This window comes from Bifidobacterium sp. 7101 (assembly GCF_000499285.1).
GTDB classification, from domain to species: domain Bacteria; phylum Actinomycetota; class Actinomycetes; order Actinomycetales; family Bifidobacteriaceae; genus Bombiscardovia; species Bombiscardovia apis_A.
On record NZ_AWUN01000005.1, the window covers coordinates 1 to 25,983 of the forward strand.

Annotated in this window: 19 protein-coding genes and 1 tRNA gene; 17 read left to right on the forward strand and 3 right to left on the reverse strand. The window is 63.7% G+C overall.

Annotated elements, in window-relative coordinates; genetic code table 11:
• Positions 1 to 138: 138 nt before the first annotated feature.
• Positions 139 to 227, reverse strand: a tRNA-Leu gene (locus P272_RS0106645).
• A 118-nt stretch (positions 228 to 345) separates the two neighbouring features.
• Here P272_RS0106645 and P272_RS0106650 point away from each other — a divergent pair.
• The 6 genes from P272_RS0106650 to era all read left to right on the forward strand — a co-directional run bounded on the left by P272_RS0106650 (position 346) and on the right by era (position 5,703).
• Positions 346 to 1,119 (forward strand): 16S rRNA (uracil(1498)-N(3))-methyltransferase, encoded by a 774-nt coding sequence (locus P272_RS0106650; RefSeq protein ID WP_029678762.1) that lies wholly within the window; start codon positions 346 to 348, stop codon positions 1,117 to 1,119.
• Between the two features lie 117 nt (positions 1,120 to 1,236).
• On the forward strand, positions 1,237 to 1,584 hold the full coding sequence (locus tag P272_RS0106655) for a histidine triad nucleotide-binding protein (RefSeq protein WP_029678763.1): 348 nt from the start codon (positions 1,237 to 1,239) through the stop codon (positions 1,582 to 1,584).
• Between the two features lie 40 nt (positions 1,585 to 1,624).
• On the forward strand, positions 1,625 to 2,800 hold the full coding sequence (locus tag P272_RS0106660; RefSeq protein WP_029678764.1) for a PhoH family protein: 1,176 nt from the start codon (positions 1,625 to 1,627) through the stop codon (positions 2,798 to 2,800).
• Complete coding sequence (gene ybeY / locus P272_RS0106665) at positions 2,797 to 3,351, forward strand: rRNA maturation RNase YbeY (RefSeq protein WP_029678765.1); 555 nt, start codon at positions 2,797 to 2,799, stop codon at positions 3,349 to 3,351. The genes P272_RS0106660 and ybeY overlap by 4 nt, the downstream gene beginning before the upstream one ends.
• Positions 3,344 to 4,753, forward strand: a complete 1,410-nt coding sequence (locus P272_RS0106670; RefSeq protein WP_029678766.1) for a hemolysin family protein — start codon at positions 3,344 to 3,346, stop codon at positions 4,751 to 4,753. The genes ybeY and P272_RS0106670 overlap by 8 nt, the downstream gene beginning before the upstream one ends.
• A complete protein-coding gene (gene era / locus P272_RS0106675) occupies positions 4,750 to 5,703 on the forward strand; it encodes a GTPase Era (protein WP_029678767.1) in 954 nt (317 codons plus the stop codon). Before P272_RS0106670 ends, era begins: the two co-directional genes overlap by 4 nt.
• Positions 5,704 to 5,709: 6 nt before the next feature.
• On the opposite strand, the gene P272_RS0106680 is transcribed toward era, so the two are convergent.
• Positions 5,710 to 7,701, reverse strand: coding sequence for an AMP-dependent synthetase/ligase (locus tag P272_RS0106680; RefSeq protein WP_415873659.1), 1,992 nt, complete (start codon positions 7,699 to 7,701; stop codon positions 5,710 to 5,712).
• Positions 7,702 to 7,966: 265 nt separating this feature from the next.
• Here P272_RS0106680 and P272_RS0106685 point away from each other — a divergent pair, with 265 nt between their 5' ends.
• From P272_RS0106685 to P272_RS0106695, 3 genes are all read left to right on the forward strand, one after another.
• A complete protein-coding gene (locus tag P272_RS0106685) occupies positions 7,967 to 8,590 on the forward strand; it encodes a 50S ribosomal protein L25/general stress protein Ctc (protein ID WP_029678769.1) in 624 nt (207 codons plus the stop codon).
• A gap of 187 nt (positions 8,591 to 8,777) precedes the next feature.
• A complete protein-coding gene (locus P272_RS0106690) occupies positions 8,778 to 9,905 on the forward strand; it encodes a branched-chain amino acid aminotransferase (protein ID WP_029678770.1) in 1,128 nt (375 codons plus the stop codon).
• 183 nt (positions 9,906 to 10,088) lie between these two features.
• On the forward strand, positions 10,089 to 10,871 hold the full coding sequence (locus P272_RS0106695; RefSeq protein ID WP_044097879.1) for a trimeric intracellular cation channel family protein: 783 nt from the start codon (positions 10,089 to 10,091) through the stop codon (positions 10,869 to 10,871).
• A 40-nt stretch (positions 10,872 to 10,911) separates the two neighbouring features.
• On the opposite strand, the gene rpsT is transcribed toward P272_RS0106695, so the two are convergent.
• Positions 10,912 to 11,172 carry a 30S ribosomal protein S20 gene (gene rpsT, locus P272_RS0106700; RefSeq protein ID WP_015021872.1) on the reverse strand — a complete coding sequence of 87 codons (261 nt, stop codon included), beginning with the start codon at positions 11,170 to 11,172 and terminating at the stop codon, positions 10,912 to 10,914.
• 145 nt (positions 11,173 to 11,317) lie between these two features.
• On the opposite strand from rpsT, the gene lepA reads away from it, so the two are divergent.
• The 8 genes from lepA to P272_RS0106740 all read left to right on the forward strand — a co-directional run bounded on the left by lepA (position 11,318) and on the right by P272_RS0106740 (position 25,983).
• Entirely contained in the window at positions 11,318 to 13,195 is a 1,878-nt protein-coding gene (lepA, locus tag P272_RS0106705) for a translation elongation factor 4 (protein WP_029678772.1), read from the forward strand.
• A gap of 4 nt (positions 13,196 to 13,199) precedes the next feature.
• Positions 13,200 to 14,543, forward strand: coding sequence for a radical SAM family heme chaperone HemW (gene hemW / locus P272_RS0106710; RefSeq protein ID WP_081709091.1), 1,344 nt, complete (start codon positions 13,200 to 13,202; stop codon positions 14,541 to 14,543).
• 123 nt (positions 14,544 to 14,666) lie between these two features.
• Positions 14,667 to 19,241, forward strand: coding sequence for a glutamate synthase large subunit (gene gltB / locus P272_RS0106715; RefSeq protein ID WP_029678774.1), 4,575 nt, complete (start codon positions 14,667 to 14,669; stop codon positions 19,239 to 19,241).
• A gap of 1 nt (position 19,242) precedes the next feature.
• Positions 19,243 to 20,790 (forward strand): glutamate synthase subunit beta, encoded by a 1,548-nt coding sequence (locus P272_RS0106720; protein ID WP_029678775.1) that lies wholly within the window; start codon positions 19,243 to 19,245, stop codon positions 20,788 to 20,790.
• Positions 20,791 to 20,835: 45 nt separating this feature from the next.
• Positions 20,836 to 21,288, forward strand: coding sequence for a hypothetical protein (locus P272_RS0106725; RefSeq protein WP_029678776.1), 453 nt, complete (start codon positions 20,836 to 20,838; stop codon positions 21,286 to 21,288).
• Positions 21,289 to 21,290: 2 nt separating this feature from the next.
• Positions 21,291 to 22,130: an ABC transporter ATP-binding protein gene (locus P272_RS0106730; RefSeq protein ID WP_029678777.1), complete on the forward strand. Its 840-nt coding sequence runs from the start codon at positions 21,291 to 21,293 to the stop codon at positions 22,128 to 22,130.
• Positions 22,131 to 22,257: 127 nt separating this feature from the next.
• Positions 22,258 to 24,036 carry an ABC transporter ATP-binding protein gene (locus P272_RS0106735; RefSeq protein ID WP_253269679.1) on the forward strand — a complete coding sequence of 593 codons (1,779 nt, stop codon included), beginning with the start codon at positions 22,258 to 22,260 and terminating at the stop codon, positions 24,034 to 24,036.
• Positions 24,037 to 25,983 (forward strand): ABC transporter ATP-binding protein, encoded by a 1,947-nt coding sequence (locus P272_RS0106740; RefSeq protein ID WP_155805037.1) that lies wholly within the window; start codon positions 24,037 to 24,039, stop codon positions 25,981 to 25,983. It begins immediately after the preceding gene.

The window sequence follows — 25,983 nt, forward strand, 5'->3', positions numbered from 1 at the left end:
ACCGATCAGCTGTATTAATCAAAACAACGATTCAAGCCACGCACGGATTTGCAAATCTTCTATGCAATAGCACATTTCAATAAATGTAGAAAGCAGGGAAGATACGAATCACAATAGCCCCAACGACGTGGAATCGAGTGTCCGGAACGGGAGTTGAACCCGTACGCCTGTATATATATAGGCACTAGCACCTCAAGCTAGCGCGTCTACCATTCCGCCACCCGGACAGGTGCGTAATCGCAACGGAGATAATCATAGCATCTCAGGCGGCATCGTGCACTGGGCGATTGGGGGAGCGTGTCGTCGCGGAGAGTGCTTTTCGGCGGCGGGCTGTAGCCTAACACCATGACTGCACCCCTCTTCCTGCTGGATCCCGACCACGATGATTCCCCACTGGCCAGCGATGAGCTCCATACCGGCTGGCGCCTGACCCTGCCCGAGCACATTCGTCGCCATGCCCTGGGCTCCATGAGGCTGAAGAATGGGGACCAGCTGGATCTTTCTGACGGGGGCGGACTGCGCATCAGAGCCCTGGTAAGGGATGCCTCGACCGGCCTGGTGGAGGTCACCGCTGTGGGGCGGCAGGCGCCTCCCAAGAAGGAACTGATTCTTGTTCAGGCCCTGGCCAAGGGCGGCAGCGACGAGCAGGCCATCGATATGGCCACCCAGATTGGAGTGGATCAGGTCATGCCTTGGCAGGCTGATCGGTCCATAGCCAAATGGAGGCCGGGCCGCAACGACCGGCACTGGCAGGCCACATTGGATGCAGCCACTGAGCAGAGCCGGAGGGCCTACCGTCCTCGACTGCTGGACAAGGTGGACAGCCGTGGTCTTGCCTCCTGGTGCCGGAAGGCGACTGATCAGGGATGCCTGGTCCTGGTCCTGCACCAGGATGCCGACCTTGGGTGGGATGCGGTCCGCAAGCGCGTAGACGAGCTTCCAGCGAGCTCGCCTGTTGCCGTGGTTGTGGGCCCGGAAGGCGGGATTGCCGACCAGGAGGTTCAGACCATGATGAGGGAGGGAGCCCTGGCAGTTCGGCTGGGCGGCAATATTCTCCGGGCCGCTCTTGCCGGACCTGTGGCCATGACCCTGCTGGCGGACATGCTGGGTCGTTGGTAGTCGGAAGCCCCTGAGCCCAGCGCATGAAGTCGCGCGCAATATACAACCTCGACAATAAGATGGAAAACAGCGAAAACGCCAAAAACAGCAATGCCGGCAAAGAATTAAGGAGTGGTCATGAGCGATGACGATCGACAGGAGGACTGCATTTTCTGCAGAATCGTGGCAGGGAAGGTCCCCAGCGAGAAGGTCTATGAGGATGAGACCGTCTACGCTTTCAAGGATGCCAACCCCAAGGCCGCCGTCCATGTCCTGATCGTCCCGCGTCACCACTACGCGTCGGTGGCTGAATTGGCCAAGGCTGATCCTGACACCCTGGCCCACATCGTCCAGGTGGCACAACAGATTGCCGACCAGGACTTCCATGGAGCCTACCGACTGATCTTCAACACAGGGGAGGATGCCGGACAATCGGTCTCCCACGTCCACGCCCACGTCCTGACCGGACAGGTGCTGCCCGAGTGAGGCCCATGTTCACCATCGTCGTCGTGCAGGAAGGGAATCCGTGGCGGTAACTACGCGAACCCTGGAGATTCCTGAGGGGATCGACCCGGTTCAGGTGTTGGGGCCGGAGGATGCAGTCATCGACAGGATCGGGCGCGCCTTCCCGGCAGTGTCCATCCTGGTTCGGGGCAACCGGATCGTGCTGCGGGCCCAGGACCGGCAGGGCGACGTTCAGGCGGCCCAGATCCGGGACCTGCTGTCTGAACTCATGCAGACTGCCGATCAGGTTCCCCTGGATGCCGATCAGGTGGGGCGAATACTGGATCACCGTCGCTTGGGGACTGCCCCCGCAACTGCGGCTGACTACTCCCGTCCAGAAGGGCAGAAAATTACAGACCGCAAAATGCAAGACCGCGATACTCAGGACCGCAATACGACAGACCATACTTCTGTAGACCGTAATTATCATGAGACAGCCATTGCCGAGTCGGAGGCGAGCAACACGCTGGAAGGCGGCGACCAACCCCGCCAGGCAGCTCCTGCTGCTCTTCGTCGCCGCCCCCTGACCCAGGCCTCCAAGGGTCCGATCAGGCCCAAGACCGCTGGCCAGTCCGCCTATGTGGCCGCCATTGAAACGCATACCATTACCTTTGGCGTCGGACCGGCCGGCACCGGCAAGACCTATCTGGCGGTGGCCAAGGCCGTTCAGGAATTCCGGGCCGGGCGTATCGGGCGAATCATTCTGACCAGGCCTGCCGTGGAGGCGGGGGAGAGTCTGGGCTTCCTGCCCGGCACCCTCAATGAAAAGGTCGACCCCTATCTGCGGCCCCTCTACGATGCCCTGGCCGACATGCTGGGCACCTCAAGGCTCCACCGGCTTCTGGCCGACGAGACCATTGAGGTGGCTCCGCTGGCCTACATGCGAGGGCGGACACTGAACGATGCCTTTGTCATTCTGGATGAGGCGCAGAACACCACCCGCAGGCAGATGAAGATGTTTCTGACCCGTCTGGGCTTCAACACCAAGATGGTCATCACCGGCGACGTCACCCAGGTCGATCTGGGCGGGCCAGCATCTGGTCTGGCAACCATTGAAGGGGTGTTGCACGGCATCGACGACATTGCCTTCGTACACCTGCAGGCGGCCGACGTAGTGCGCAATCGGCTGGTCGGGCAGATTGTCCGGGCCTATGACCGCGCAGATCAAGCCCGCAGCCGTGGACGGGAGCAGGCATGAGCGTAGAGGTGACCAACGAGACCCAGTGGCTGATCGACGCCAAGACCTTCTCCGATCTGGGGGTTTGGGTGCTGGACCAGATGCGGGTGAGCACCCAGTCCGACATGACCATCATCTTCAACGATCCCGAGCCCATGGCGGTGCTGCACGAGCGTTGGATGAACCTGGCCGGGCCAACCGATGTCATGAGCTTCCCTATGGACGAGCTGCGCCCCGGAGACGAGAACCATCGGCAGGAGGGCATCCTGGGCGACATTGTCATCTGCCCCTGGGTGGCGGCCCAGCAGGCTCTGGCAGCAGGTCATTCCACAATGGAGGAGATGCTGCTGCTGGCCATCCACGGCACCCTGCATCTGCTGGGATACGACCACGCCAGCAGGGAACAGGAGGCGCAGATGTTCGGTCTGCAACGCCAACTCTTGCTGACCTTCCTGGCCCTTCGCCAGGGGCCCATTGCGGATGCCGCACTGCCGGCCGGGGCCACCAATGCCATGGAAATCTACGAGCGGTACGGCCGTGATGCCCACCGGAGAGGCAAATCCCATGAGTGAGCAGACCATCGCTGCCCTGGTGGTCATGGTTCTGGCCGTCATCGCCCTGGTCGTGCTCTCCCTGGCGTTGGCAGAGGCCCAGGGGGCGCTCAATCGGGTGACCAGGTCCAGCCTCAACAATTTGATTTTGGGCCTGCAGACCGACCAGGAGCTCAGCCAGTTCTCCAGAATGAAGCGGATTGACCGCATTCATCGGGCACAGAGTCTGATTTCCCAACGGCAGGTGACAGGCAGCGCCTGTGCCTTTTTCCGCATCATCTGCGACATCATGGTCGGCGTCCTGGTGGCTTGTATGGCTGCTCTTGGCGGCCTGCCCTTCTGGGAGCAACTGCTGTGCGGAGTGGTCATGGCCATCCTGGTGGCTGCCATCTCCGTCACCCTGGGTCCGCATGGCCGCTCCCGCCAGCCCATGGAAGCATTGCTTAAGCACGTCCGGCTGGTCGGGCTGGCTGTTCTCCTGACGCCTTTCAAGCGTCGGCGGCAGGCTGAAGCCAGTGCCCGCATAAACCATCGCGGCGACCTTTCCGACGATGAGGAACTGGAGAAGATCCAGATCGAGCAGGGCCGTGCCATGGTCGACCAGTTGGTGGAGGCCGGCGCCTTCGATCCTGAAATCTCCGAGATGCTGAAGAACGTGCTGACCCTGTCGACCACGCTGACCCGCGAGATCATGGTCCCTCGTACAGACATGATCTGCATTTCCAAGGACGCAAGTCTGGATTCGGCCCTGAAGCTCTTCTCCCGGTCGGGGTTCTCCCGCATACCTGCCATTGGTGATGACGTGGATGACCTGGTCGGCATCGTCTACTTGAAGGATGTGGTCCGGGCCCTGGCCTTCAGCCACAAGGGCGACAGATCGGTCGCCTCCATCATTCGTCGGCCTGTTCTGGTGCCTGAATCAAAGCCGGTGGACGATCTCTTCCACTACATGCAGCGCTCCCGCCACCACCTGGCCGTGGTTGTGGACGAGTACGGGGGCATCGCCGGTCTGGTCACCATTGAGGACGCCATCGAGCAGATCGTGGGCGAGCTGGAGGACGAGCACGACCGGGTCCAGCATGACGAGCCCAAGCAGATCGGCCTGCACACCTGGCAGCTGCCGGTCCGCACGCCCATCGCCGACCTGGAGGAACTCTACGAGATCACCATCGACGAGGACGATGTGGATACGGTGTATGGACTGCTGACCAAGCTGCTGGGTTCCGTACCCGTCTCAGGCTCATCGGCAGTGACCCGGGGAATCAGGTTGACTGCGGGCGAAGCCGTGGGTCGCCGCAAGAAGATCGCCACCATCGTGGTCGAGCCAGCCAACGGATCCAGCATCGCCCTTGAGGACGATGCGGAGGAAGACCAACATACCGACGGGGATCAACCCGAGCAGGACAGTCAGGAGAATTCATGACCAAGGAAAAACAGAGCGATGCCAAGGCGCCGGTCCACCGATCGGGGTTCGTGGCAGTAGTGGGCCGACCCAATGTGGGCAAGTCCACGCTCATGAACGCCCTGGTGGGCAGGCCCATCGCCATCGCCTCCTCCCGGCCGGAAACCACCCGTAAGGCCATCCGGGGAATCATGACCCGGCCAGAGGCCCAGGTGGTTCTGGTGGACACCCCGGGCATCCACCGTCCGCGCACCCTGTTGGGTCAGCGTCTCAACGACGTCGTGGAGGCCTCCCTGTCGGACGTGGACGCCATTGCATTTCTGCTGCCTGCCGACCAAGCCATCGGCCCTGGCGACCGTCGCATTCTCAGTCGGCTGCGGTCCGACTTCGCCCGCAAGGATAAGGACGGCAAGTGGATCTGGCGAAAGCCGCTGATCGCCGTAGTGACCAAGATTGACCAGCTGAGCAAGGGTCAGCTGGTGGACAAGCTGCTGGAGATCGGCGCCTTTGCCGACTTCTCCCAGATTGTTCCGGTCAGCGCCCTGGAGGCTGACAACGTGGACGAAGTGGCACAGGTTTTGATTGATGCCATGCCCGAGGGCCCTCAGCTCTATCCCGACGATCAGCTGACCGAGGAACGTCCCGAGGACATGATCGCCGAGCTGGTACGCGGAGCCTACCTGGAGGAGCTCGACGACGAGCTACCGCACTCCCTGGCCGTCCGTGTGGAGTCCATCGAGCCGGATCCAGAGGGCGGGCGCGACACTGTCCATATAGGTATTTACGTAGAGCGCGACTCCCAGAAGCCCATTGTCATAGGGCGGGGAGCCGAGCACCTGGTGCGGGTGAAGAAGAAGCTGCGTACCGCCGTCAACCGGACCATGGGCCGTAAGGTCCGGTTGGACCTGCACGTCAAGGTGGCCCGCAACTGGCAGACCGACCCCAAGCAGCTGGAGCGCCTGGGGTTCTGATCGTGCTCAGCGGCGGGGTGCCGGGGTGCGCTTGGCCGTGTACATCCGGGTGTTCAGCAGGTCGGCGTAGCGCTCGATGACCTTGGGCCGGATCACCTTCATGGATGGTGTCATCAGTCCGTTGTCCTGGGTGAACTCCTCGGGCAGGATGATGAACTTGCGCACTGATTCGGCTCGTGAGACGCCCTCGTTGGCCCGGTCCACATATTCCTGGACCTCGGCCCGGACCACGGCGTTCTGAGCCGCCTCCTGCAGGGACATGTTGCGGTCCAGTCCCTTGGAGGCCAACCAGGGCCGCAAGGCGGACTCGTTCAGGGTGACCAGGGCGGAAATGAAGGGACGTTTGTCACCCAGCACCAGGGCCTGGGAGACGATCTCGGAGCGTTCGATGACTTCCTCGATGGGCCTGGGGGAGACGTTCTTGCCGCCGGCTGTGATGATCAGGTCCTTCTTGCGCCCGGTCAGGAAGAGGAACCCGTCACGGGAGAGCCGTCCCAGGTCGCCGGTGGCGTACCAGCCGTCCTCGGTGAAGGAATCGCGGGTGGCCTCCTCATTCTTGTGGTAGCGGTGGAATACGCAGACGCCCTTGATCTGTACTTCGCCGTCCGAGGCGATGCGGATGGTGAATCCCGGGAAGGGGATGCCCACCGAGCCCCTGTGGTAAGGGGTGCCCAGGGGGTTGAAGGCGCAGGGTGCTGTGGTCTCGGTCAGACCGTAGCCCTCATAGACCGGAACATTGGACCCGCGGAAGAATCCAAGCAGCTCCGGGTCCAGGGGTGCGCCCCCTGAGACGATCCACTTGGCCCGTCCGCCCAGGACCTGGCGCAAAGAAGAGTAGACCAGCGGGTCGTAGAAGGCTCGCCGCAGGGCGCTGCGCTTGGTCGGCCAGCCCTGGCGGGAGATGTCCTCCATGTAGGTGCGTGCCGCCCGTGCCGCTCCGTTGAAGATTCTGCCCTTGATGCCGTGCCCGGCCTTCTGGGAGGCGGCGTTGTAGACCTTCTCAAAGACCCTGGGCACGCCGATGATGACCGTGGGCTTGGACTCCTGCAGGTCGGACAGCAGGGTGGCCAGCCCGGAGGAGATGTATACGTGCATGGTCCCGTAGACGACCCCGTAGCTGATGGCCCGGGCGAAGGTATGGGCCTGGGGCAGGAAGAGCAGGATGGATCCATCCGGGTCGTGGGTCAGATTGGGGATGAAGGCGTTCAGGTTCCTGGCCAGCTGGCAATAGTGCTCATGGGTCATCTCCACACCCTTGGGCGCCGCTGTGGAACCGGAGGTGTAGACGATGGAGCAGAGGTCGGTCTTGCGGATGGAGTTGATCCGCTCGTCAAGTTCGGCGTCGCTGACCGACTCCCCATAGGCCTGCAACTCCTGCAGGGCACCGGACTCCAGGCAGGCGATCCGCTCCAGGGTGGGGCACTCCTTGTCGGCCCCCTCGGCCTTGGCCCGCATCTCGGCTGTCTGCACAACCAGCAGCCTGGCATCGGAGTTGTTGACGATGAATCGGATCTGTTCGGCCGAATCGGTGTCGTAGATGGTCGCGATGACCCCGCCGATGGACAGGACCGCGGCATCCACGATGTCCCACTCGTAGCTGGTCCTGCACATGAAGGCCACGGCATCACCCTTCTTCAGCCCGTAATGCAAAAAGCCCTTGGCGGTGGTTCTGATGTCGTGCAGTATCTCCCGGCCGGTCCGGTAGGTCCAGCTGCCGTTCTCCACAAAGTGCAGCACCGGCTGGTCGGGGGTGCGGCGGGCCCGGTCGGCGTAGATGTCATAGACGGTCATGTCGTCAGGCACCGGACCCATGCCGGCGGTGGTGGCCGAAAGCAGTCCCGAGGCCGGATCCATGCGCGTGGTGGTGGCGTAGTCAGCCGACCAGAAATGCGTATTGGGCAGGGCCAGCGAATCCTCGGCGGCCCGGGGGGCAGCCTGCGACAAATCCGCATTCTCCTCGCCAGTCGGTCCCTCCCCATGACCCACCTGGTGTGCCACAAAAGATTTGACCGATGCTAGTAACGACACGTTGTCTCCTTCAATAATCGCGGGATATGTCCAGAATACCCGCCTACTTGGAGAAGGGCGGGCCCGGTGCTAAAGTAGGCACGTTGCTTTGGCGAGGGAGGCTTTTCGGCCTCCGTTATCGACTCGGCTGGATCATCGGCGGCCTTTCCTTATGGGCGGTCCGGAATCCGACGCGGCGATGCGCCAGGACCGGCCCAGGTCGGTCTTGAGGAACCACTCAAGGAAGGAAGCCAACATGGCTAACACAATTAAGCTCGAGGGCGAAGTCCGCGACCAATTCGGCAAGGGGGCGGCACGCCGTATGCGCGTGGCCCAGCAGATTCCAGCCACCATCTACGCCGGCGGCGCCCAGCCCGACTACATCAAGCTGCCCATGCGCGAGACCACTCTGGCCCTGCGCCGCGCCAACGCCCTCTTCTCCATCAGCTTCGGTGGACAGACCAAGACGGCCGTGGTCAAGGACGTGCAGCGCAATCCGGTCAAGCGCCAGGTGGAGCACATCGACTTCTATGAGGTCCGCGCCGGCGAGAAGGTCACCGTTGAGGTGCCTGTCTTCGTCAGCGGCGAGACCAAGGGCGCTGCTGTGGCCCTGATCGACACCCAGAACCTGCAGGTCCGGGCTGACGTGTCCAACCTGCCCGAGCGCATTGACATCAGCGTTGAGGGCCTGGCCGAAGGCGACAAGATCCTGGCCAAGGACATCAAGCTGCCCGAAGGCTCCGAGCTGGTCATCGACGATATGGAGGAATCCATCGTCTCCGTTGAGATTCCCAAGGAGGAGAGCCTGGAGACCCCCACCGAGGAGACCGAACAGGCCGATACGGAAGCTGCTCCGGAGGCCGACGCCCAGAGCGAGTGAACCCGAAGGTTCGATTTGCAAGGCCGTGGGATCATCACGATCCCGCGGCCTTTTTGTCTAAGACGGTCACAATGCGAAATGCGCCGGACAGGTCAAGGCCTGCCTATGCGATAGTTCGGGTACCGGGCATCGCCATAAGCATTGCACCCGAGCAACCAAATACAGTAGCAAGAAGAAGTGGTAGATAATGGCAGAGCAATCACATCACGACCCGAAGGCACTCAATGAGTTGGCGGACGCTTTCAAGGTCATTCCCAACGATCATCCCGCCTCTGACGAGGAGCGTGCCCGGCTGATTGACAAGCCCGCCTTCGGCCAGCTCTTCTCAGACAACATGACCCATATGGGATGGACTTCGGAAGGCGGCTGGGCGGACCGCAGGGTTGAGCCCTACGGACCGATTAACCTGGATCCAGGGGCTTCGGTGCTTCACTACGCCCAGGAGGCCTTCGAGGGACTCAAGGCCTACTACCACGACGACGGCTCCATCTGGCTCTTCCGGCCCGATGCCAATGCCCAGCGCTTCTACAACTCAGCCAAGCGTCTGGCCCTGCCCCCGCTTGAGCCCAATGATTTCCTGGGCTCGGTCGCGGCCCTGGTCCGCCGTGACGCGGCCTGGGTGCCCAAGCGGCGTGAGTACACGCTCTATATGCGCCCCTATATGTTCGCCTCCGAGCCCTTCCTGGGCGTGCGCGCCCCGCATGCGGTGGACTATTGCGTCATCGCCTCGCCCTCGGGGCCCTACTTTGCCGGCGGCGTCAAGCCGGTCAGCATCTGGGTGGAGGACAAGTGGTTCCGCACCGGCCCCGGCGGCACCGGCTTCGCCAAGTGCGGCGGCAACTATGCGGCCTCCCTGCTGGGCGAGAACCGCGGCGCAGAGCACGGCTGCCAGCAGGTCTGCTTCGTTGATGCTGCCACCAAGACCTACCTGGAGGAGCTGGGCGGCATGAACATGTTCACCGTCCACAAGGACGGACACCTGGAGACCCCCAGCCTGACCGGAACCATTCTGCCCGGCGTCACCCGCAACTCCTTGATTGCTCTGGCCCAGGATCACGGTCGTGACGTGGTGGAGACCATGATCCGTCTGGACACCCTGCTGGACGACATCCGCTCCGGCGAGGTCACCGAGGTCTTCGCCTGCGGGACCGCCGCCATCATCACCCCGATCGGGCGTTTCAAGTCCGAGAACTTCGACGTTCAGGTGGCCGACGGCGGCTCGGGCAAGGTCACCATGGACTTCCGCAACGAGCTCCTGGGCATCCAGCTGGGCGAGATCGAGGATCCGCACGACTGGATGTGGAAGGTCTGCTGAGCGCTGACCTCATTCCTGCCTGACAGGTTTTGAGATAAGGCGGCTTCAGGGCAGCACTTAGCCCTGAAGCCGCCTTTTGTCATCTTTGTGGCCTTACGCACATCACCGGCCTGTTCTGCTGTGTGCTTGGCTAATCTATAGACAGACTTGAGTGAGAACCTGTTCCGGAAGGAGAAGCGCGGGATGAAGACGGCCTTGGAGGGGAACCTGATCTTCATGGTCATCGAGTACCTGGGCATCTTGAGCTGTGGGCTTTCGGGCGGTCTGGCTGCCGTGCGCAAGGGCTACGACATCATCGCTATTCTGCTGGTCTCCTGGATCAGTGCCCTGGGCGGCGGGGTGGTCCGTGACGTTCTTCTGGGTCAGGTGCCGCCCAGTGGCATCACCGACAAGGGCTCGGTCATCGTCACCCTGGCTTCCGGCCTGGTAGTGGCTGTCGCCCATCCCGAAATCAGCCGTATGACCTGGTCCATGCTGGTCACCGATGCCATGGCCCTGGGATCCTTCGCCGTCAACGGGACAGCCAAGGCTCTGATGTGTGGAACCGGCGGCATGACGGCCATCTTCATGGGCATGGCAACGGCCCTGGTCGGCGGTCTGCTGCGAGACATCCTGCTCAACCAGGTGCCTGCGGTCATCCAGGACCAGCACTGGTACGCGCTGCCTTCCCTGATCGGTTGCCTGCTGACCCTGGCTTCCACGCGCGCTCAGCAGCATGGGCTCTATCCGGCCCGGGTCGACATGATCCTGGACCTGGCCATCGTGGCCCTGGTGGTCGTCCTGCGCATCATCTCGGTAAAATTCGACATCCTGGTGCCTGGGGCGGTGGACCGGCACTCGGCCCGACTCCCACTCAGTGACGCCCAGCTGGCCAGGGCCATCCGTCACCTGATGCATGGCCGGTCGAACATCAGCGTCACCATCAAGCACACCGACGAGGACCCGGATACCAAAAAGGGCTGGTGATCCAAGCGCTTGGATCACCAGCCCCCATAGGGCACCCGGTTCAGAGGGCGTTGACGGCGTTGGCCAGACCGGACTTACGGTTGGCGGCCTGGTTGCGATGAATCACACCCTTGCCGGCGGCCTTGTCCAGACGGCGGGCGGCCACCTGGTAGGCAGCCTGAGCGGCCTCCTTGTCACCGGCATCCACGGCCTTGCGCACGGAACGCACGGAGGTCTTGATTGCGCTCTTGACCTCCTTGTTGCGCAGGTGCGCCTTTTCGTTGGTGATGACCCGCTTCTTCTGCGACTTGATGTTTGCCAATGTTGCTCCAAACGATGAATGTATCTGTACAGACAACCCACCATAGTAGCACCCGACCGGGAGAAGAATCCGCCAGAGGCGGGCGCTTCGGCCCAGGGCATCGTCTAGAATCGTTAGACCAGACGTACGTGAGGAGAGCAGACCGGTGCAGGAAGCCAAGAACCAACCAGGATTCACTGACCAATCGCTGATCCGTAATTTCTGCATCATCGCCCACATCGATCACGGTAAATCAACGGTGGCCGACCGGATTCTGCAACTGAGCGGGATCGTGCCCAAGCGCGAGATGCACGACCGGTTCCTGGACAGGATGGACATCGAGCAGGAGCGCGGCATCACCATCAAGTCCCAGGCTGTTCGCCTGCCCTGGGTCAAGGACGGCGTCGAATACACCCTGGGCATGATCGACACCCCTGGCCACGTGGACTTCACCTACGAGGTCTCCCGGGCCCTGGAGGCCTGCGAGGGCGCGGTCCTGCTGGTGGACGCCACCCAAGGCATCGAGGCGCAGACCCTCTCAAACTTGTACATGGCCCTGGAGGACGACCTGACCATCATCCCCGTGCTCAACAAGATCGACCTGCCCTCGGCCGAGCCGGACAAGCACGCTGAGGAGATCGCCAACCTGATCGGCTGCTCCACGGACGAGGTGCTGCGGGTGTCGGGCAAGACCGGCGAAGGAATCCGCGAACTGGTGGACCGTATCGTGGACCGGATACCGGCCCCCAAGGGGGATCCCAAGGCCCCGGCACGAGCCCTGATCTTCGACTCGGTCTACGACTCCTACCGGGGAATAGTCACCTACATCAGGATGGTGGACGGCGAGCTCAAGGAACGTCAGAAGATTCGCATGATGGGCCGGGGGACCGTGCACGACCCCATCGAGCTGGGCGTGATCAGCCCGGACATGACACCCACCAAGGCCCTGGGTGCCGGCGAGGTCGGCTACGTGATCACCGGCGTCAAGGATGTCAGCCAGTCCAAGGTGGGCGACACGGTCACCACCGAGGCCAATCCCGCCAAGGAACCCCTGCCCGGCTATCAGGACCCCCAGCCCATGGTCTATTCCGGGCTCTTCCCCATCGACAACGCCCAGTTCCCGGAGTTGCGTGACGCCCTGGACAAGCTCAAGCTCAACGATGCCGCACTGGTCTATGAGCCGGAGACCTCGGTGGCCCTGGGCTTCGGCTTCCGTTGCGGCTTCCTGGGGCTGCTGCACATGGAGATTGTCACCGAGCGCCTGAGCAGGGAGTTCGGCATGGACCTGATCGCCACTGCCCCCAACGTCACCTATCAGGTGACCATGGAGGACGGCAGTGAGCACACGGTGACCAACCCCAGCGAGTTCCCCGACGGCAAGGTTCGTCAGATTCTGGAGCCTGTGGTCAGCGCCGACATCATCACCCCCAAGGAGTTCATCGGACCGGTCATGGAGCTCTGCCAGGACCATCGCGGGCAGATGGGGACCATGGAGTATCTGAGCCCTGAGCGCGTCGAGATGCACTACAGGATGCCCCTGGCCGAGATCGTCTTCGACTTCTTCGACCAGCTGAAGAGCCGGACCAAGGGCTACGCCAGCCTGGACTACCAGCCCGACGGCACCCAGTCCGCCGACCTGGTCAAGGTGGACATCCTCATCCAGGGGGAGAAGATCGACGCCTTCTCGGCCATCGTCCACAAGGACAAGGCCTACGCCTACGGGGTGATGATGACCAAGAAGCTGCGCAAGCTGATTCCCCGTCAGCAGTTCGAGATCCCCATCCAGGCGGCCATAGGGTCTCGGATCATCGCCCGGGAAACCATCAGCGCCCTGCGCAAGGACGTGCTGGCCAAGTGCTACGGGGGCGACATCACCCGCAAACGCAAGCTGCTGGAGAAGCAGAAGGCCGGCAAGAAGCGCATGAAGATGCTGGGACATGTCGAGGTGCCCCAGGAGGCCTTCATCGCCGCCCTGAGCACCGGCCAGGCCCAGGATCGGGACACCAAGGACAAGATCCGGGCCGCCGCCAAGAAGGAGGGCTGAACGGGTGGGATCCTACCAGGTCTACATCCATGTGCCCTTCTGCATGCGCCGCTGCGGCTACTGCGACTTCAACACCTACACGGCCCGGGACCTGGGCGGGGGAGCCAGCCGGGAGCACTACGCCGACCTGGCCATCCAGGAGATGCGCATGGTCCGCGACTGGCAGACCTCCCGAGGGCTGATAGAGCCGCCCGTGTCCACCATCTTCTTCGGCGGGGGCACCCCGACCATTCTGCCCGCACAGGATCTGGTGCGCATGGTCGAGGCCGTGGCCGACCTCTGGGGTCTGTCTCCGGAGGCTGAAATCACTACGGAGGCCAACCCCGACACCGTGGATCGGGCCTACTTGGAGCAGCTGCTCCGGGGCGGCATCAACCGGGTCTCCTTCGGCATGCAGTCGGCGGTGCCCAGCGTCCTGGCCACCCTGGACCGCACCCATACTCCGGCCAATGTGACCACTGATGTGGCCGCTGCCAAGGACCTGGGACTCAGGGCCAGCGTGGATCTGATCTACGGGACGCCAGGGGAGCGGCTTGAAGATTGGCGGACCAGCCTGCAGGCGGCTCTGGACCTGGGTGTGGACCATGTCTCCGCCTATGCGCTGACCCTGGAGCCCACCACCAAGATGGGCCGTGCCGTGCGCCGGGGCCAGTTGCCCGCCCCCGATGACGACGACGAGGCGACCAAGTACGAGATGGCCGACGACATGCTTTCCCAGGCGGGCCTTTACTGGTACGAGATCTCCAACTGGGCCCGTCCCGGCCAGGAGAGCCGCCACAACCTGGGCTACTGGCACAACGTGGACTGGGCCGGCATCGGGCCAGGCGCCCACTCCCACTATCGTGCTCTGGAAGGCCAGGACACAGGCATGGCACTGGTAGAAGAGGCTCAGAAGTCGGAGCCCATACCTTCCGTCTCGCCCGGGTTCAGGGCCACCGGAAAAGCAGCAGCACAAGAGGCCGATCCTGGGGCACGCTGGTGGCTTTCGCCGGAGCCCGGCCTGGAGGAACGGCATGCCCGGGCCATCCGCTCCTGGGACATCGCCCACCCCAGGGACTGGGCAGCCGCCATGGATGACGGACGTGTGCCCTGGCAGGATGCCGAGCTTCTGGGCTGGAGGCAGGACCTTGAGGAGACGGTCATGCTGGCCCTGCGCTTGCCTGAAGGCCTGGGACTGGATCGGCTGACCAGGCTGGCAGGTCGTCCGGTAGACCCGAAGATCCTTAAGGATCTGGTCGACCAGGGCCTCCTGCTGCCCGTGGGTGACAGAATCCAGGTGACCCGCCGGGGCCGTCTGCTCAACGATCTGGTCATCGATCAGGTCCTGGAGGCGGTGGGCATTCGTTAGACACTGCGGAACGTTACATGGATGTCACCTGTGGATGCATTATTCTGTTGATTCACCAATGACCAGGCTCTTCAAGGGCGGAGCATGCCGGCCCCGCCCCCGTCCACGAATGAGGTGATTGCAGTGTCATTCACGGCCCCTCTCGATCTGCACGTCCACGGCCCGCAAGGGCTCTATGACCCTGATACGGAACACGATGCCTGCGGTTTCGGCATGGTGGCCACCCTCAACCGACGGGATGAAAGGCTGATCGTCGAGCAGGGCATCCGTGTCCTGGTCAATCTGGACCACCGAGGAGCCGTGGGAGCCGAGCCCAACACCGGCGATGGGGCCGGCATCATGCTTTCCATGCCCGACGAGTTCATGCGCACCCGCGTCTACCGGGATCTGCCTGAAGCCGGCCATTATCTGGCGGGAATGGCCTTCCTGGACAGGGACCCGGCTCAGGCTGCCAGCCAGGAGGAGGCCATAGCATCGATTGCAGGCCAAGAGGGGCTGCGCGTCCTGGCCTGGCGGTCAGTGCCCACCAATCCTGACGGACTGGGCCTGCAGGCTCTGGCCTCCATGCCCCGCTTCCTCATGCCAATTATGTGTGACGCCGGTCATCAAGGTCGCGGAGGCCTGGATCTGGAGCGGCTGGGCTACCGGGTCCGCAAGCGGGCCGAGCACGAGCTGGGCGTCTATTTCGCCTCCCTGTCCTGCAGGACCATCACCTACAAGGGCATGCTGACCACCAAGCAGCTGCAGGGTTTCTTCCCCGACCTGAGTGATCCGGCCATGAAGGCCCGCCTTGCCATCGTCCACTCCCGTTTCTCCACCAACACCTTCCCCTCCTGGCCTTTGGCCCAGCCTTTCAGGATGATCGCCCACAACGGGGAGATCAACACCATCCAGGGCAACCGCAACTGGATGTCGGCGCGCGAAGGAAAGCTCAGCTCGGAGCTGCTGGGCGACATGGCCCCCCTGCTGCCGGTCAACACCCCTGGAGCCTCAGATTCGGGCACCTTCGACGAGACCCTGGAGTTGCTTCACCTGGCAGGACGGTCCCTGCCCCATGCCGTCTCCATGATGATGCCTCCAGCCTGGCAGCAGGACCCGGACATGGACCCGGACCTGAAGGCCTTCTACCAGTACAACGACACTCTGATCGAGCCCTGGGACGGGCCGGCTGCCATCGTCTTTACCGACGGAACCCTGGTGGGTGCCCAGCTGGACCGCAATGGCCTGCGTCCCGGCCGCTGGCAGCTGACCGATGACGGCCACCTGGTCCTGGCTTCGGAGGCCGGCGTCCTGGAGGACACGCCTCAGGAGTCCATCGTCGCCAAGGGCAGGCTGGAGCCGGGACGCATGTTCCTGGCCGATACCAAAGAGGGCCGGATAGTGCCTGACAGCGAGATCAAGCACCAGCTGGCCGGTCTGCACCCCTACAGGAAGTGGATTGCCGAACGCACCGTCCGCCTGGACGACCTGCCCGAGCGCGAACACGTCAATTACTCGCGAATCTCGGTCCACCGAAGACAGCAGGCCTTCGGCTACACCCGGGAGGATCTGACCATGCTGCTGGGGCCGATGGCCGAAACCGGCAAGGAGCCCATCGGATCCATGGGCAATGACGCACCCATCGCCGTACTCTCACGCCGGTCCCGCATGCTCTTCGACTACTTCACACAGAAATTCGCCCAGGTCACCAACCCGCCCCTGGACTGGGAGCGCGAGGAACTGGTGACCAGCATCGCTTCGGCCATCGGCCCCGAGCCCAACCTTTTGGAGGACACCCCCGAGCATGCCTGGAAGATTCACATCGACCTGCCTGTGGTGGACTCCGTCCAGATGGCCCAGATCAAGCGCCTGGATCGGGCGCCGGTCCTGGAAGGCCGCTTCCGCCCCCGTCTGATCCGGGGCCTTTACCAGGTGGCTGGTGGTGGCAAAGCCCTTGAGGAGCGTCTGGAGGCCATCGAGAGGGAGGTGGATCAGGCCATCGAGGAGGGCTGCAATGTCCTTGTCCTCTCCGACCGGGATTCCAACCATATCTGGGGACCCATACCCTCCCTGTTGCTGACCGGGGCCGTCCAGCACCACCTGCTCCGTCAGCACACCCGCACCCAGGTCTCCCTGGCGGTGGAGGCCGGAGATGTGCGCGAGGTCCACCATGTGGCATTGCTGATCGCATACGGCGCCGCCTGCGTCAACCCCTATCTGGCCCTGGAGTCAGTGGAGAACCTGGCCAACAGCGGGGACCTGCACGTGGATGCCAAAAAGGCCTCAAACAACCTTGTCCGGGCCCTGAGCACCGGGGTCCTGAAAATCATGAGCAAGATGGGCGTGAGTACCATCATGTCCTACCGTGGCTCCCAGCTCTTCGAGGCCGTCGGACTGAGCCGTGAGGTCATCGACCGCTGGTTCACAGGCACCACCTCCCTGGTGGGCGGCATAGGCCTGGATGAGATCGCCGCCGAGGTGGCCCAGCGCCATCGGGTGGCCTATCCCATTGAGTGGACCGCAGGCTCCGGGCATGATCTGGAGACAGGCGGCAACTACCACTGGCGGCGCACCGGCGAGGATCACCTGAACGACCCTGAGTCCATCTTCCTGCTCCAGCAGTCCACCAAGCGCGGAGACTACGGACTCTTCAGGGCCTATACCGACCATGTGAACGCGGCGGCCAAGCAGGGCATGACCCTGCGCGGTCTCATGGAGCTGCACTCCGACAGGGCGCCCATACCGCTGGACCAGGTGGAGCCTGCCGAGTCCATCGTCACCCGCTTCTCCACCGGCGCCATGAGCTACGGGTCCATCTCCCAGGAGGCCCATGAGACCATGGCCCTGGCCATGAATCGGCTGGGAGCCCGGTCCAACTCCGGCGAGGGCGGCGAGTCCCCGGACCGGATTGCGGACCCTGCCAGGACCAGCCGCATCAAGCAGGTGGCCTCGGCCCGGTTCGGGGTGACCAGCGACTACCTGGTTTCTGCCACCGACCTGCAGATCAAGCTGGCCCAGGGAGCCAAGCCGGGGGAGGGCGGCCACCTTCCCGGCGCCAAGGTCCCGCCTTGGATCGCCCAAGTCAGACGGTCCACTCCCGGGGTCGAGCTCATCTCGCCCCCGCCCCACCACGACATCTACTCCATCGAAGATCTGAAGCAGCTGATCCATGACTTGAAGATGGCCAACCCCCGAGCCCGCATCCACGTCAAGCTGGTCTCCGAGCACGGGGTCGGAACCGTGGCCGCGGGCGTGGCCAAATGCCATGCCGATGTGGTCCTCATCTCCGGCCAGGACGGCGGCACGGGGGCGGCACCGCTCAACGCCATCAAGCACGCGGGCACCCCCTGGGAGCTGGGCCTGGCCGAGACCCAGCAGACCCTGGTCATGAACGACCTGCGCTCGCGGATCGTGGTCCAGTGCGACGGGGAGCTCAAGACTGGCCGTGACGTGGTCATAGCCGCCCTGCTGGGGGCCGAGGAGTTCGGCTTCGCCACTACAGCGCTGCAGGTGGAAGGCTGCGTCATGATGCGGGCCTGCCACAAGAACACCTGTCCCCAGGGCATAGCCACCCAGGATCCGGAGCTGCGCTCGCGTTTCACGGGTCGGCCCGAGGATCTGATCAACTTCTTCATGTTCATGGCCCGCCAGGTGCGCGAGATCCTGGCCTCCCTGGGCTTCGCCAGTCTGGAGGATGCGGTCGGCCATGTGGAGTGCCTGCGCCGGGACCCCTCCGTGCAGACCTGGAAGAGCCAGGGCATTGATCTGGATGCCATCCTGCGCAAGCCTGGCCCCACCCCGGGCACGGTATTGCACCACACCCAGGCCCAGGACCACGAGCTGGACAAGTCCCTGGATGTAGATCTGATCAATCAGGCTGTCGATGCCCTGGACGAGGGCCGGCCGGTGGCCATCAAGACAACCGTACGCAACGTCAACCGGAGCGTGGGCACCATGCTGGGCTACAGGATCACCCGCAAATACGGCGCGGCCGGCCTGCCGCAGAACACCGTGGACATCACGCTGACAGGTTCTGCCGGTCAATCCCTAGGTGCCTTCATTCCCAGAGGCGAGACCATCCGGGTGATCGGCGAGGCCAACGACTATGCGGGCAAGGGCCTGTCCGGCGGTCGTCTGATCCTCCACGCCGCCCAAGGCGTTCGATTCGACCCGCACCAGACCGTCATCTGCGGCAATGTGGCCGGATTTGGTGCCACCTCGGGCGACATGTTCGTGGCTGGACGGGCCGGGGAGCGCTTTGCCGTACGCAATGGTGGCGGCCGCTTCGTGGTCGAGGGCCTGGGCGACCACGGTTGCGAGTACATGACCGGCGGACTGGTGGTCGTTCTGGGTTCCACAGGACGCAACTTCGGTGCCGGCTTCTCGGGAGGGGATGCCTACCTGCTGGACATGGATGCCTCCCGGCTCAATCCTGAAGCCTGGAATGATGGCTCCCTGCTGGCCCTGGAGCCTGACCAGGACCAGGCGGCCATGCTCAAGGAACTGATAGGAGAGCATGTCCGGCTGACCGGGTCAAAGGCTGCGGCCGACCTGTTGGAGGACTGGCCAAGTGCGCTGGCCCGGTTCACCCATCTGGTTCCCCGTCGTTATCTGGCCATGAAGAAGGCCATGGAAGAGGCCGAGCGCGAGCAGGTGGACTTCAACGCGCCCGGCGTCTGGGACGCCACCTACGCCCAGGTCATGGAAGGAGCACACTGATATGGTCGACCCCAAGGGATTCCTCAAGGTACGCACCCGGCACGAGCTGGCCGAGCGCCCGGTCGCTGAACGCCTGAAGGACTGGCGCGACGTGCACCAGACCACCAGCCCCGGGCCCTGGACCGCCGAGCAGGCCGCCCGCTGCATGGACTGCGGCACCCCCTTCTGCATGACCGGCTGCCCCCTGGGCAACCTGATCCCCGAGTTCAACGACCTGCTGTCCCGGGGCCGCTGGGAGGAGGCCTACGAACGGCTGAGCCTGACCAACAACTTCCCGGAGTTCACCGGACGGATCTGCCCGGCTCCTTGCGAGTCCTCCTGCGTGCTCTCCATCCATCAGCCGGCCACCACCATCAAGCTGGACGAGCAGACCATCATCGACCAGGCCTGGTCCCTGGGTCTGGTCAAGCCCCGGCCTCCGCAGCGACTGACCGACATGACCGTGGCCGTGGTCGGGTCCGGTCCCGCCGGGCTGGCATGCGCCCAGCAACTGACCCGGGCAGGGCACACGGTGGTGGTCTACGAGCGCGCCGACGCCATAGGCGGCCTCCTTCGTTACGGCATTCCAGCCTTCAAGCTGGAGAAGTCCTTGTTGGACCGTCGGCTGGAGCAGATGGAGGCCGAAGGGACCCGATTCCGCACCGGTATTGAGGTGGGCCGAGACCTGACCTGGGACCAATTGCGGGCCCGTTATGACGCCCTGGTGGTGGCCATCGGTTCCACCGAGCCCCGCCGGGTGGACCTGCCCGGGCGGGATTTGCAGGGCATCCACTACGCCATGGACTTCCTGCCTGATCCCACACGTAAACTCATGGGCCGCGAGCCCATCAACAACATCGACGCGGCCGGCAAGGACGTCATCATCATCGGCGGCGGCGACACCGGGTCGGACTGCCTGGGCACGGCCCTGCGAGAGGGTGCCAAGTCGGTTACCGTCCTGCAGATCCGTCCCAAGGAGCCCTCTTCCAGGCCCGATAACCGGCCCTGGCCGACCTACGCCCGGCTCTACAATCCCACCTCCTCCATGGAGGAGGGTGGACACTACGAGTACGCTGCGGACAGTCTTGAGTACCTGGGCGACAGTTCCGATGACCGGATCAACCTGGACCAGAGCAGTGCCCCCACCGGCTTCGACCGGGACCATGAGGGACGGGTGTGCGGCGTTCGGGTGGTGGACGTCAGCCGGGACGACCAAGACCGAATCGTTCCCCATCCCGATACCGAGCGGGTCCTGCCCGCCGACCTGGTGCTGATCAGCATTGGCTTCGCCCATCCGGAGACGGCCACCCTGAGCGGACAGACCGGCATAGGCCTGGACCCTCGCGGCAACGTGGCCCGGGATGCCGACTACGCCACCGACCGCGACGGTATCTTCGTCTGCGGTGATGCAGGACGCGGCCAATCCCTGGTGGTCTGGGCCCTGGCCGAGGGTCGTTCCTGCGCTGCGGCCGTGGACCGGTATCTGACAGGGTCCACCGAGTTGCCCGCCCCCATCCGAGCCGATGAGCGCGCCATGACCCTGCCCGCAGCCGACCGGCGCCCACGCTAATATGAAAAGGAATGGTGCCGATCGAAGGGATGGAGGCAGTGGGATATGACCAACCGCGCTGAACGTAGGGCGCAGGCCAAGCGGAGCCGCCGTGGCGGCAGCGACGACCGGAGGATGACGGCCAAAGGCAGGGCTGGAGTGATGGACGAACGGGCCTTGCAGGAGCGCTCCCGTCGGCTGGAGGCTGGCCAGGGAGCCGAGTGGAAGCCCACCGGGCACACCGATGACCTGGTGCAGAAGGATTCCGTGGACCCCAATGACCGCAACCCCCGTCTGCTGAGGGCTCCCAGCGGCGTGCGCCAGTGGCTGCGAATCCTGGTCTGGGCCTTGATCATCTGCTCCGGCCTGGCATTCCTGGTCTGCATGTGGCTGCCACACGTTCCCATCTGGGCCACCATCGCCATCGCGGCGGTCTTCTGCCTGGGCGTACTGGGGCTCTTCCTGGTCGGCGGCAACCGGGACAATCCCCGTCTGGACTCCTACGGAACGGCCCTGTGACCATGAGCGAAAGCGTGGCAGAAAAACAGGCCGTGCTCATGCAGCACGTGGGATTCCGCCGTCAGGGCCGGGTTATTCTGGACGATGTCAACCTTGAGGTGGGCCGCGGGCAGAAGTGGGTGCTCTTCGGGCCTAACGGGGTGGGCAAATCCACCTTGGTGGCCATGATGAGCACACGAGGCTTCCCCAGCACCGGCAGCGTAGAGATCCTGGGCAACCGGCTGGGCAAGGTGAACGTTTTCTCCTACCGGCATCGGATTGGTCTGGCCTCGGCCGGCCTGGCCAAGACCATCAGTCCTCAGGAGGATCCCTACGACGTGGTGCTGACCGCCTTCAGCGACACCACAGGCCGCTGGAGGGAGACCTTCACGCCCGAGCAGGAGGAGGCCACCCTGGCCCTGATGGACCGGTTCGGCATCACCTACCTCAAGGGCAAGCGCATGTACCGGCTCTCTGAAGGGGAGCGCGGCCGGGTGCTGATATGCCGGGCGTTGATGGCCAATCCCGATCTGCTCATCCTGGATGAGCCGACCACCGGGCTGGACCTGGGCGGCCGGGAGCTGGTGCTCAGGGCCTTGAGTGACATCGGTCGTGAAGACAAGGACCGCACGGTCATCCTGGTCACCCACCGGCTTGAGGAGATTCCCCTTGGTTTCAATCGGATAGCCATGATGGGCCGGCGTCCTGCCGACACTGCAGACACCGGCGACCCGGATCCGGGCACCATCGTCTACCAGGGCCCCTTGGAGGGCGGACTGACTGGTCCGCGTCTGAGCGAGCTCTTCGGTCTGGACCTGACAGTTGTCCACCGCGACGGACGCTGGGGTGCATTCGCCGTCTGAACGCCACTGCCCGCGGACCCGTTCTGACACGCCCGTATCAGCTCAAGGAATAGCAAATTCGTTGGCCAAGGCACGGGTATAGACTGTGGTGGTTTGTCTGCCCGGGGACCGCGGCAGACCTGTATGCGTGAAGGATGTTGACGTGATCAAGATATGGACCCGCTACCTGCGGCCTTACTGGCTCCAGGTGGCCGTTCTGGTGCTCTTTCAGGTGGCGCAGACGGCCTTGAATCTCTACCTGCCCAACCTGCAGGCGGACATCATCGACAAGGGCGTGGCCGTAGGCGACCAGGATGCCATCTACAGGATCGGCTGGGAGATGATGGGCATCACCGCCGTCCAGATTGTGGCCAACGTGGTAGCCGTCTACTGCGCCACCCGGCTGGCCATGAGGATGGGCTACGAGCTGCGCAGGGATCTGTTCGCCTCGGTGGAGGGCTTCAGCCTCAACGAGATCGAGCGTTTCTCGGCAGGTTCCCTGATCACACGCACCACCAACGACGTCCAGCAGATGCAGATGACCACCATGCAGACACTGATGATTATTCTGCAGGCCCCGGTCATGCTGATCGGCGGTCTGGTTTTGGCCCTGCGTCAGGACGGCCCCCTGACCTGGTCCCTGGCGGTCATTGTGCCCCTGATCCTGGTGGTGGCACTGGTGCTCATGGGCAAAATGGGGCCCTTGTTCACCCGTCTGCAGAACATGCTGGACTCGGTCAACCGCCTGGTCCGCGAGCAGATCTCCGGGGTGCGGGTCATCCGAGCCTTCGTCCGCGAAAAGACCGAGGCCGCCCGCTTCGACAAGGCCAACCGCGACGTCTACGGTGTCCTGATCTCCACCGGTAGGCTGATGAGCATGATGGTGCCGCTCATGTGGTTCCTGCTGAACATGTCCAACGTTGCCATCATGTGGTTCGGCGGCCGACGCATCGACTCCGGCGCCATGCAGATCGGTGCCCTGCAGGCCTTCATCCAGTACCTGATGATTATCCTGTCAGGCCTGATGATGGCTGCCATGATGTCGGTCATGCTGCCAAGGGCGGCTGTAGCCGCCCGAAGGATCAACGAGGTTCTGGAGGCCACCAGCGAGATTGCCGCTCCTGAGCATCCCTACCGGAACGAGCACCCCCAGGGACTACTGGAGTTCAAGCACGTGGACTTCAGCTACCCGGGCGCCCAGGACCCGGTTCTTTCGGACATCTCCTTTACCGCCCGGCCGGGCACGACCACGGCCATCATCGGGGCCACGGGATCCGGCAAGTCCACCATCATCCGGCTGGCCAACCGCATGTTCGACGTCACCGACGGCCAGGTCCTGGTGGACGGGCACGACGTGCGTGAGTACGACCCCGACCAGCTGGCCCTGATCTTCGGGCCGGTCCCGCAGAAGGCCACCCTCTTCACCGGCACCATCCGCGACAACATGCAGTACGGGGACCCAGACGCCGACGACGACCGCATCTGGGAAGCCCTGCGCATCGCCCAGGCCGAGGACTTCGTGCGGGAGATCCCTGAGGGTCTGGACGCCCGCGTGGCCGAGGGCGGCACCAACTTCTCAGGCGGGCAGAAGCAGCGGCTCTGCATGGCCAGGGCCATTCTGCGCAACCCCCGCATCTACACCTTCGACGACTCCTTCTCCGCGCTGGACATGACCACCGACCGAGCCTTGCATGAGGCCCTGGTGCCGGTCACCCGCGAAGCAACCCAGATTGTGGTGGCCCAGAGGGCGGCATCCATCCGGCAGGCCGATCAGATTCTGGTCCTGGAACGCGGTCGCATCGTCGGCCGGGGCACCCACGACGAGCTCATGGAGGACTGCGCTACTTATCAGGAGATCGTCCAGTCCCAGGGCGGGCAGGGTCCCGACGTGGAAGAGCTCAGCATTGACGAGGGGAGGGCCGAGTAGATGGCTAAGGACTTGAGCGCGAATACAGGCTCGCAGGCCGTAAGCGGCCGCCGTCACACTGTGGGCCGGCTGGTCCATTATCTGCTGGCCAGCCCCTGGAGGGTCATCGTCATGGTCCTCGCCGGCATGACCGCCGTGGCCATGATCGTCATCGGCCCCAAGGTCATGGGCGAGGCCACCAATGTCCTCTTCGAGGGGCTGCTGGGGTCCATGCTGGTGAAGATGGGCGCCAAGCCCGGTACCCCCAAGCAGGCTGTGGTCACCTACTTGCAGTCCCGCGGCCAGGACAAGTTCGCCCGGATGATTGACTCCATGAACGTCCAGGTGGGCGTGGGGATCGACTGGGGGCGCTTCGGCACCATCCTCATGTTCGTCATCGGCATCTATCTGGTCTCCATCCTGGTCAGGCTGGTGCAGAACTTCCTGATGACCCGGCTGGTCTCCGACGCGGTCTACACCATGCGCAGGCAGATCGAGGACAAGCTGGACCGGTTGCCCCTTCAGTACTTCGACCGGACCCCGCGCGGCGAGGTCATGAGCCGGACCACCAACGACATCGACAATATCTCAGGCACCCTGCAACAGATCCTGGGCGAGCTGCTCTTCTCGGTCTTCTCCATCATCGGCGCCTTCATCATGATGCTGACCATCTCGCCCCTGCTGACCCTGATCGCCTTCATCATCATCCCGGTCATGGCCCTGTGCGCGGGCATCATCCTCAAGAAGACCCAGCCCCAGTTCACTAGGCAGTGGATCCGCACCGGCCAGGTCAACAGCCACGTGGAGGAGATGTTCTCCGGCCACATGGTGGTCCGGGCCTTCGGCCACCAGCGCAAGGCCGAGGAGGAGTTCGAGGAGCGCAACCAGGAGCTCTACCAGGCCAGCTTCAAGGCTTCCTTCTTCTCCGCCCTGGTCACGCCCATGTCAACCTTCTTCGGCAACCTGAGCTTCGTGATCGTGGTCATCATCGGCGGCGTGCACGTGCTCAACGGCAGCATGAGCCTGGGCGGTCTGCAGGCCTTCACCCAGTACACCCGTCAGGCCTCTCAGCCCATCGGTCAGCTGGCCTCCATGGGCACCATGCTCCAGTCCTCCCTGGCCTCCTGCCGCAGGGTCTTCGACTTCCTGGACGAGGCCGAAGAGGTGCCGGACATCGAGCATCCCGACCATCTGGGACAGGAGACCGGAGGCAAGGTCGAGGGCCACGTCCGCTTCGACCACGTCCGCTTCTCCTACGATCCGGCCGAGCCGTTGATCAAGGACCTGTCCATCGAAGCCAAGCCCGGGCAGACCATCGCCATCGTCGGGCCCACCGGGGCGGGCAAGACCACCCTGGTCAACCTGCTCATGCGCTTCTACGAGATCCAAGGCGGGCGCATCACCATCGACGGCGTGGACACCTCCAGGGTGACCCGTCACGACCTGCGCAGCCACTTCGGCATGGTCCTGCAGGACACCTGGCTATTCGACGGCACTGTTCGCGACAACCTGCTCTACGGGCTGGACGAGGGGCAGACCATCCCAGAGCAGACCATGATCGATGGCGCCAAGGCAACGCACGTGGACGAGTTCATCCGCAAGCTGCCTCAGGGCTACGACACCGTTTTGAATGAGGACAGCAGCGAGCTCAGCCAGGGCGAACGCCAGCTGATGACCATCTGCCGGGCCTTCCTGTCCGACCCGGACATCCTGATTCTGGACGAGGCCACATCCTCGGTGGATACCAGAACCGAGCTGCTGGTCCAGCAGGCCATGAACACCCTGCGCAAGGGCAGGACCTCCTTCGTCATCGCCCACCGGCTGTCCACCATCCGCGACGCCGACCTGATCCTGGTGGTCAACCACGGTTCGGTTGTCGAGCAGGGCACCCACGACCAGCTGTTGGAGCGTGGCGGGGCCTATGCCTCCCTCTACAACTCCCAGTTCACCAAGGGCGAGGAGGACTGA

What these genes read in the sequence shown, in the direction of transcription:
- P272_RS0106650 (WP_029678762.1), top strand. Translation starts at nt 346, where the DNA reads ATGACTGCACCCCTCTTCCTGCTGGATCCCGACCACGATGATTCCCCA.
- P272_RS0106655 (WP_029678763.1), top strand. Translation starts at nt 1,237, where the DNA reads ATGAGCGATGACGATCGACAGGAGGACTGCATTTTCTGCAGAATCGTG.
- ybeY (WP_029678765.1), top strand. Translation starts at nt 2,797, where the DNA reads ATGAGCGTAGAGGTGACCAACGAGACCCAGTGGCTGATCGACGCCAAG.
- P272_RS0106670 (WP_029678766.1), top strand. Translation starts at nt 3,344, where the DNA reads ATGAGTGAGCAGACCATCGCTGCCCTGGTGGTCATGGTTCTGGCCGTC.
- era (WP_029678767.1), top strand. Translation starts at nt 4,750, where the DNA reads ATGACCAAGGAAAAACAGAGCGATGCCAAGGCGCCGGTCCACCGATCG.
- P272_RS0106685 (WP_029678769.1), top strand. Translation starts at nt 7,967, where the DNA reads ATGGCTAACACAATTAAGCTCGAGGGCGAAGTCCGCGACCAATTCGGC.
- P272_RS0106690 (WP_029678770.1), top strand. Translation starts at nt 8,778, where the DNA reads ATGGCAGAGCAATCACATCACGACCCGAAGGCACTCAATGAGTTGGCG.
- P272_RS0106695 (WP_044097879.1), top strand. Translation starts at nt 10,089, where the DNA reads ATGAAGACGGCCTTGGAGGGGAACCTGATCTTCATGGTCATCGAGTAC.
- P272_RS0106720 (WP_029678775.1), top strand. Translation starts at nt 19,243, where the DNA reads ATGGTCGACCCCAAGGGATTCCTCAAGGTACGCACCCGGCACGAGCTG.
- P272_RS0106725 (WP_029678776.1), top strand. Translation starts at nt 20,836, where the DNA reads ATGACCAACCGCGCTGAACGTAGGGCGCAGGCCAAGCGGAGCCGCCGT.
- P272_RS0106730 (WP_029678777.1), top strand. Translation starts at nt 21,291, where the DNA reads ATGAGCGAAAGCGTGGCAGAAAAACAGGCCGTGCTCATGCAGCACGTG.
- P272_RS0106740 (WP_155805037.1), top strand. Translation starts at nt 24,037, where the DNA reads ATGGCTAAGGACTTGAGCGCGAATACAGGCTCGCAGGCCGTAAGCGGC.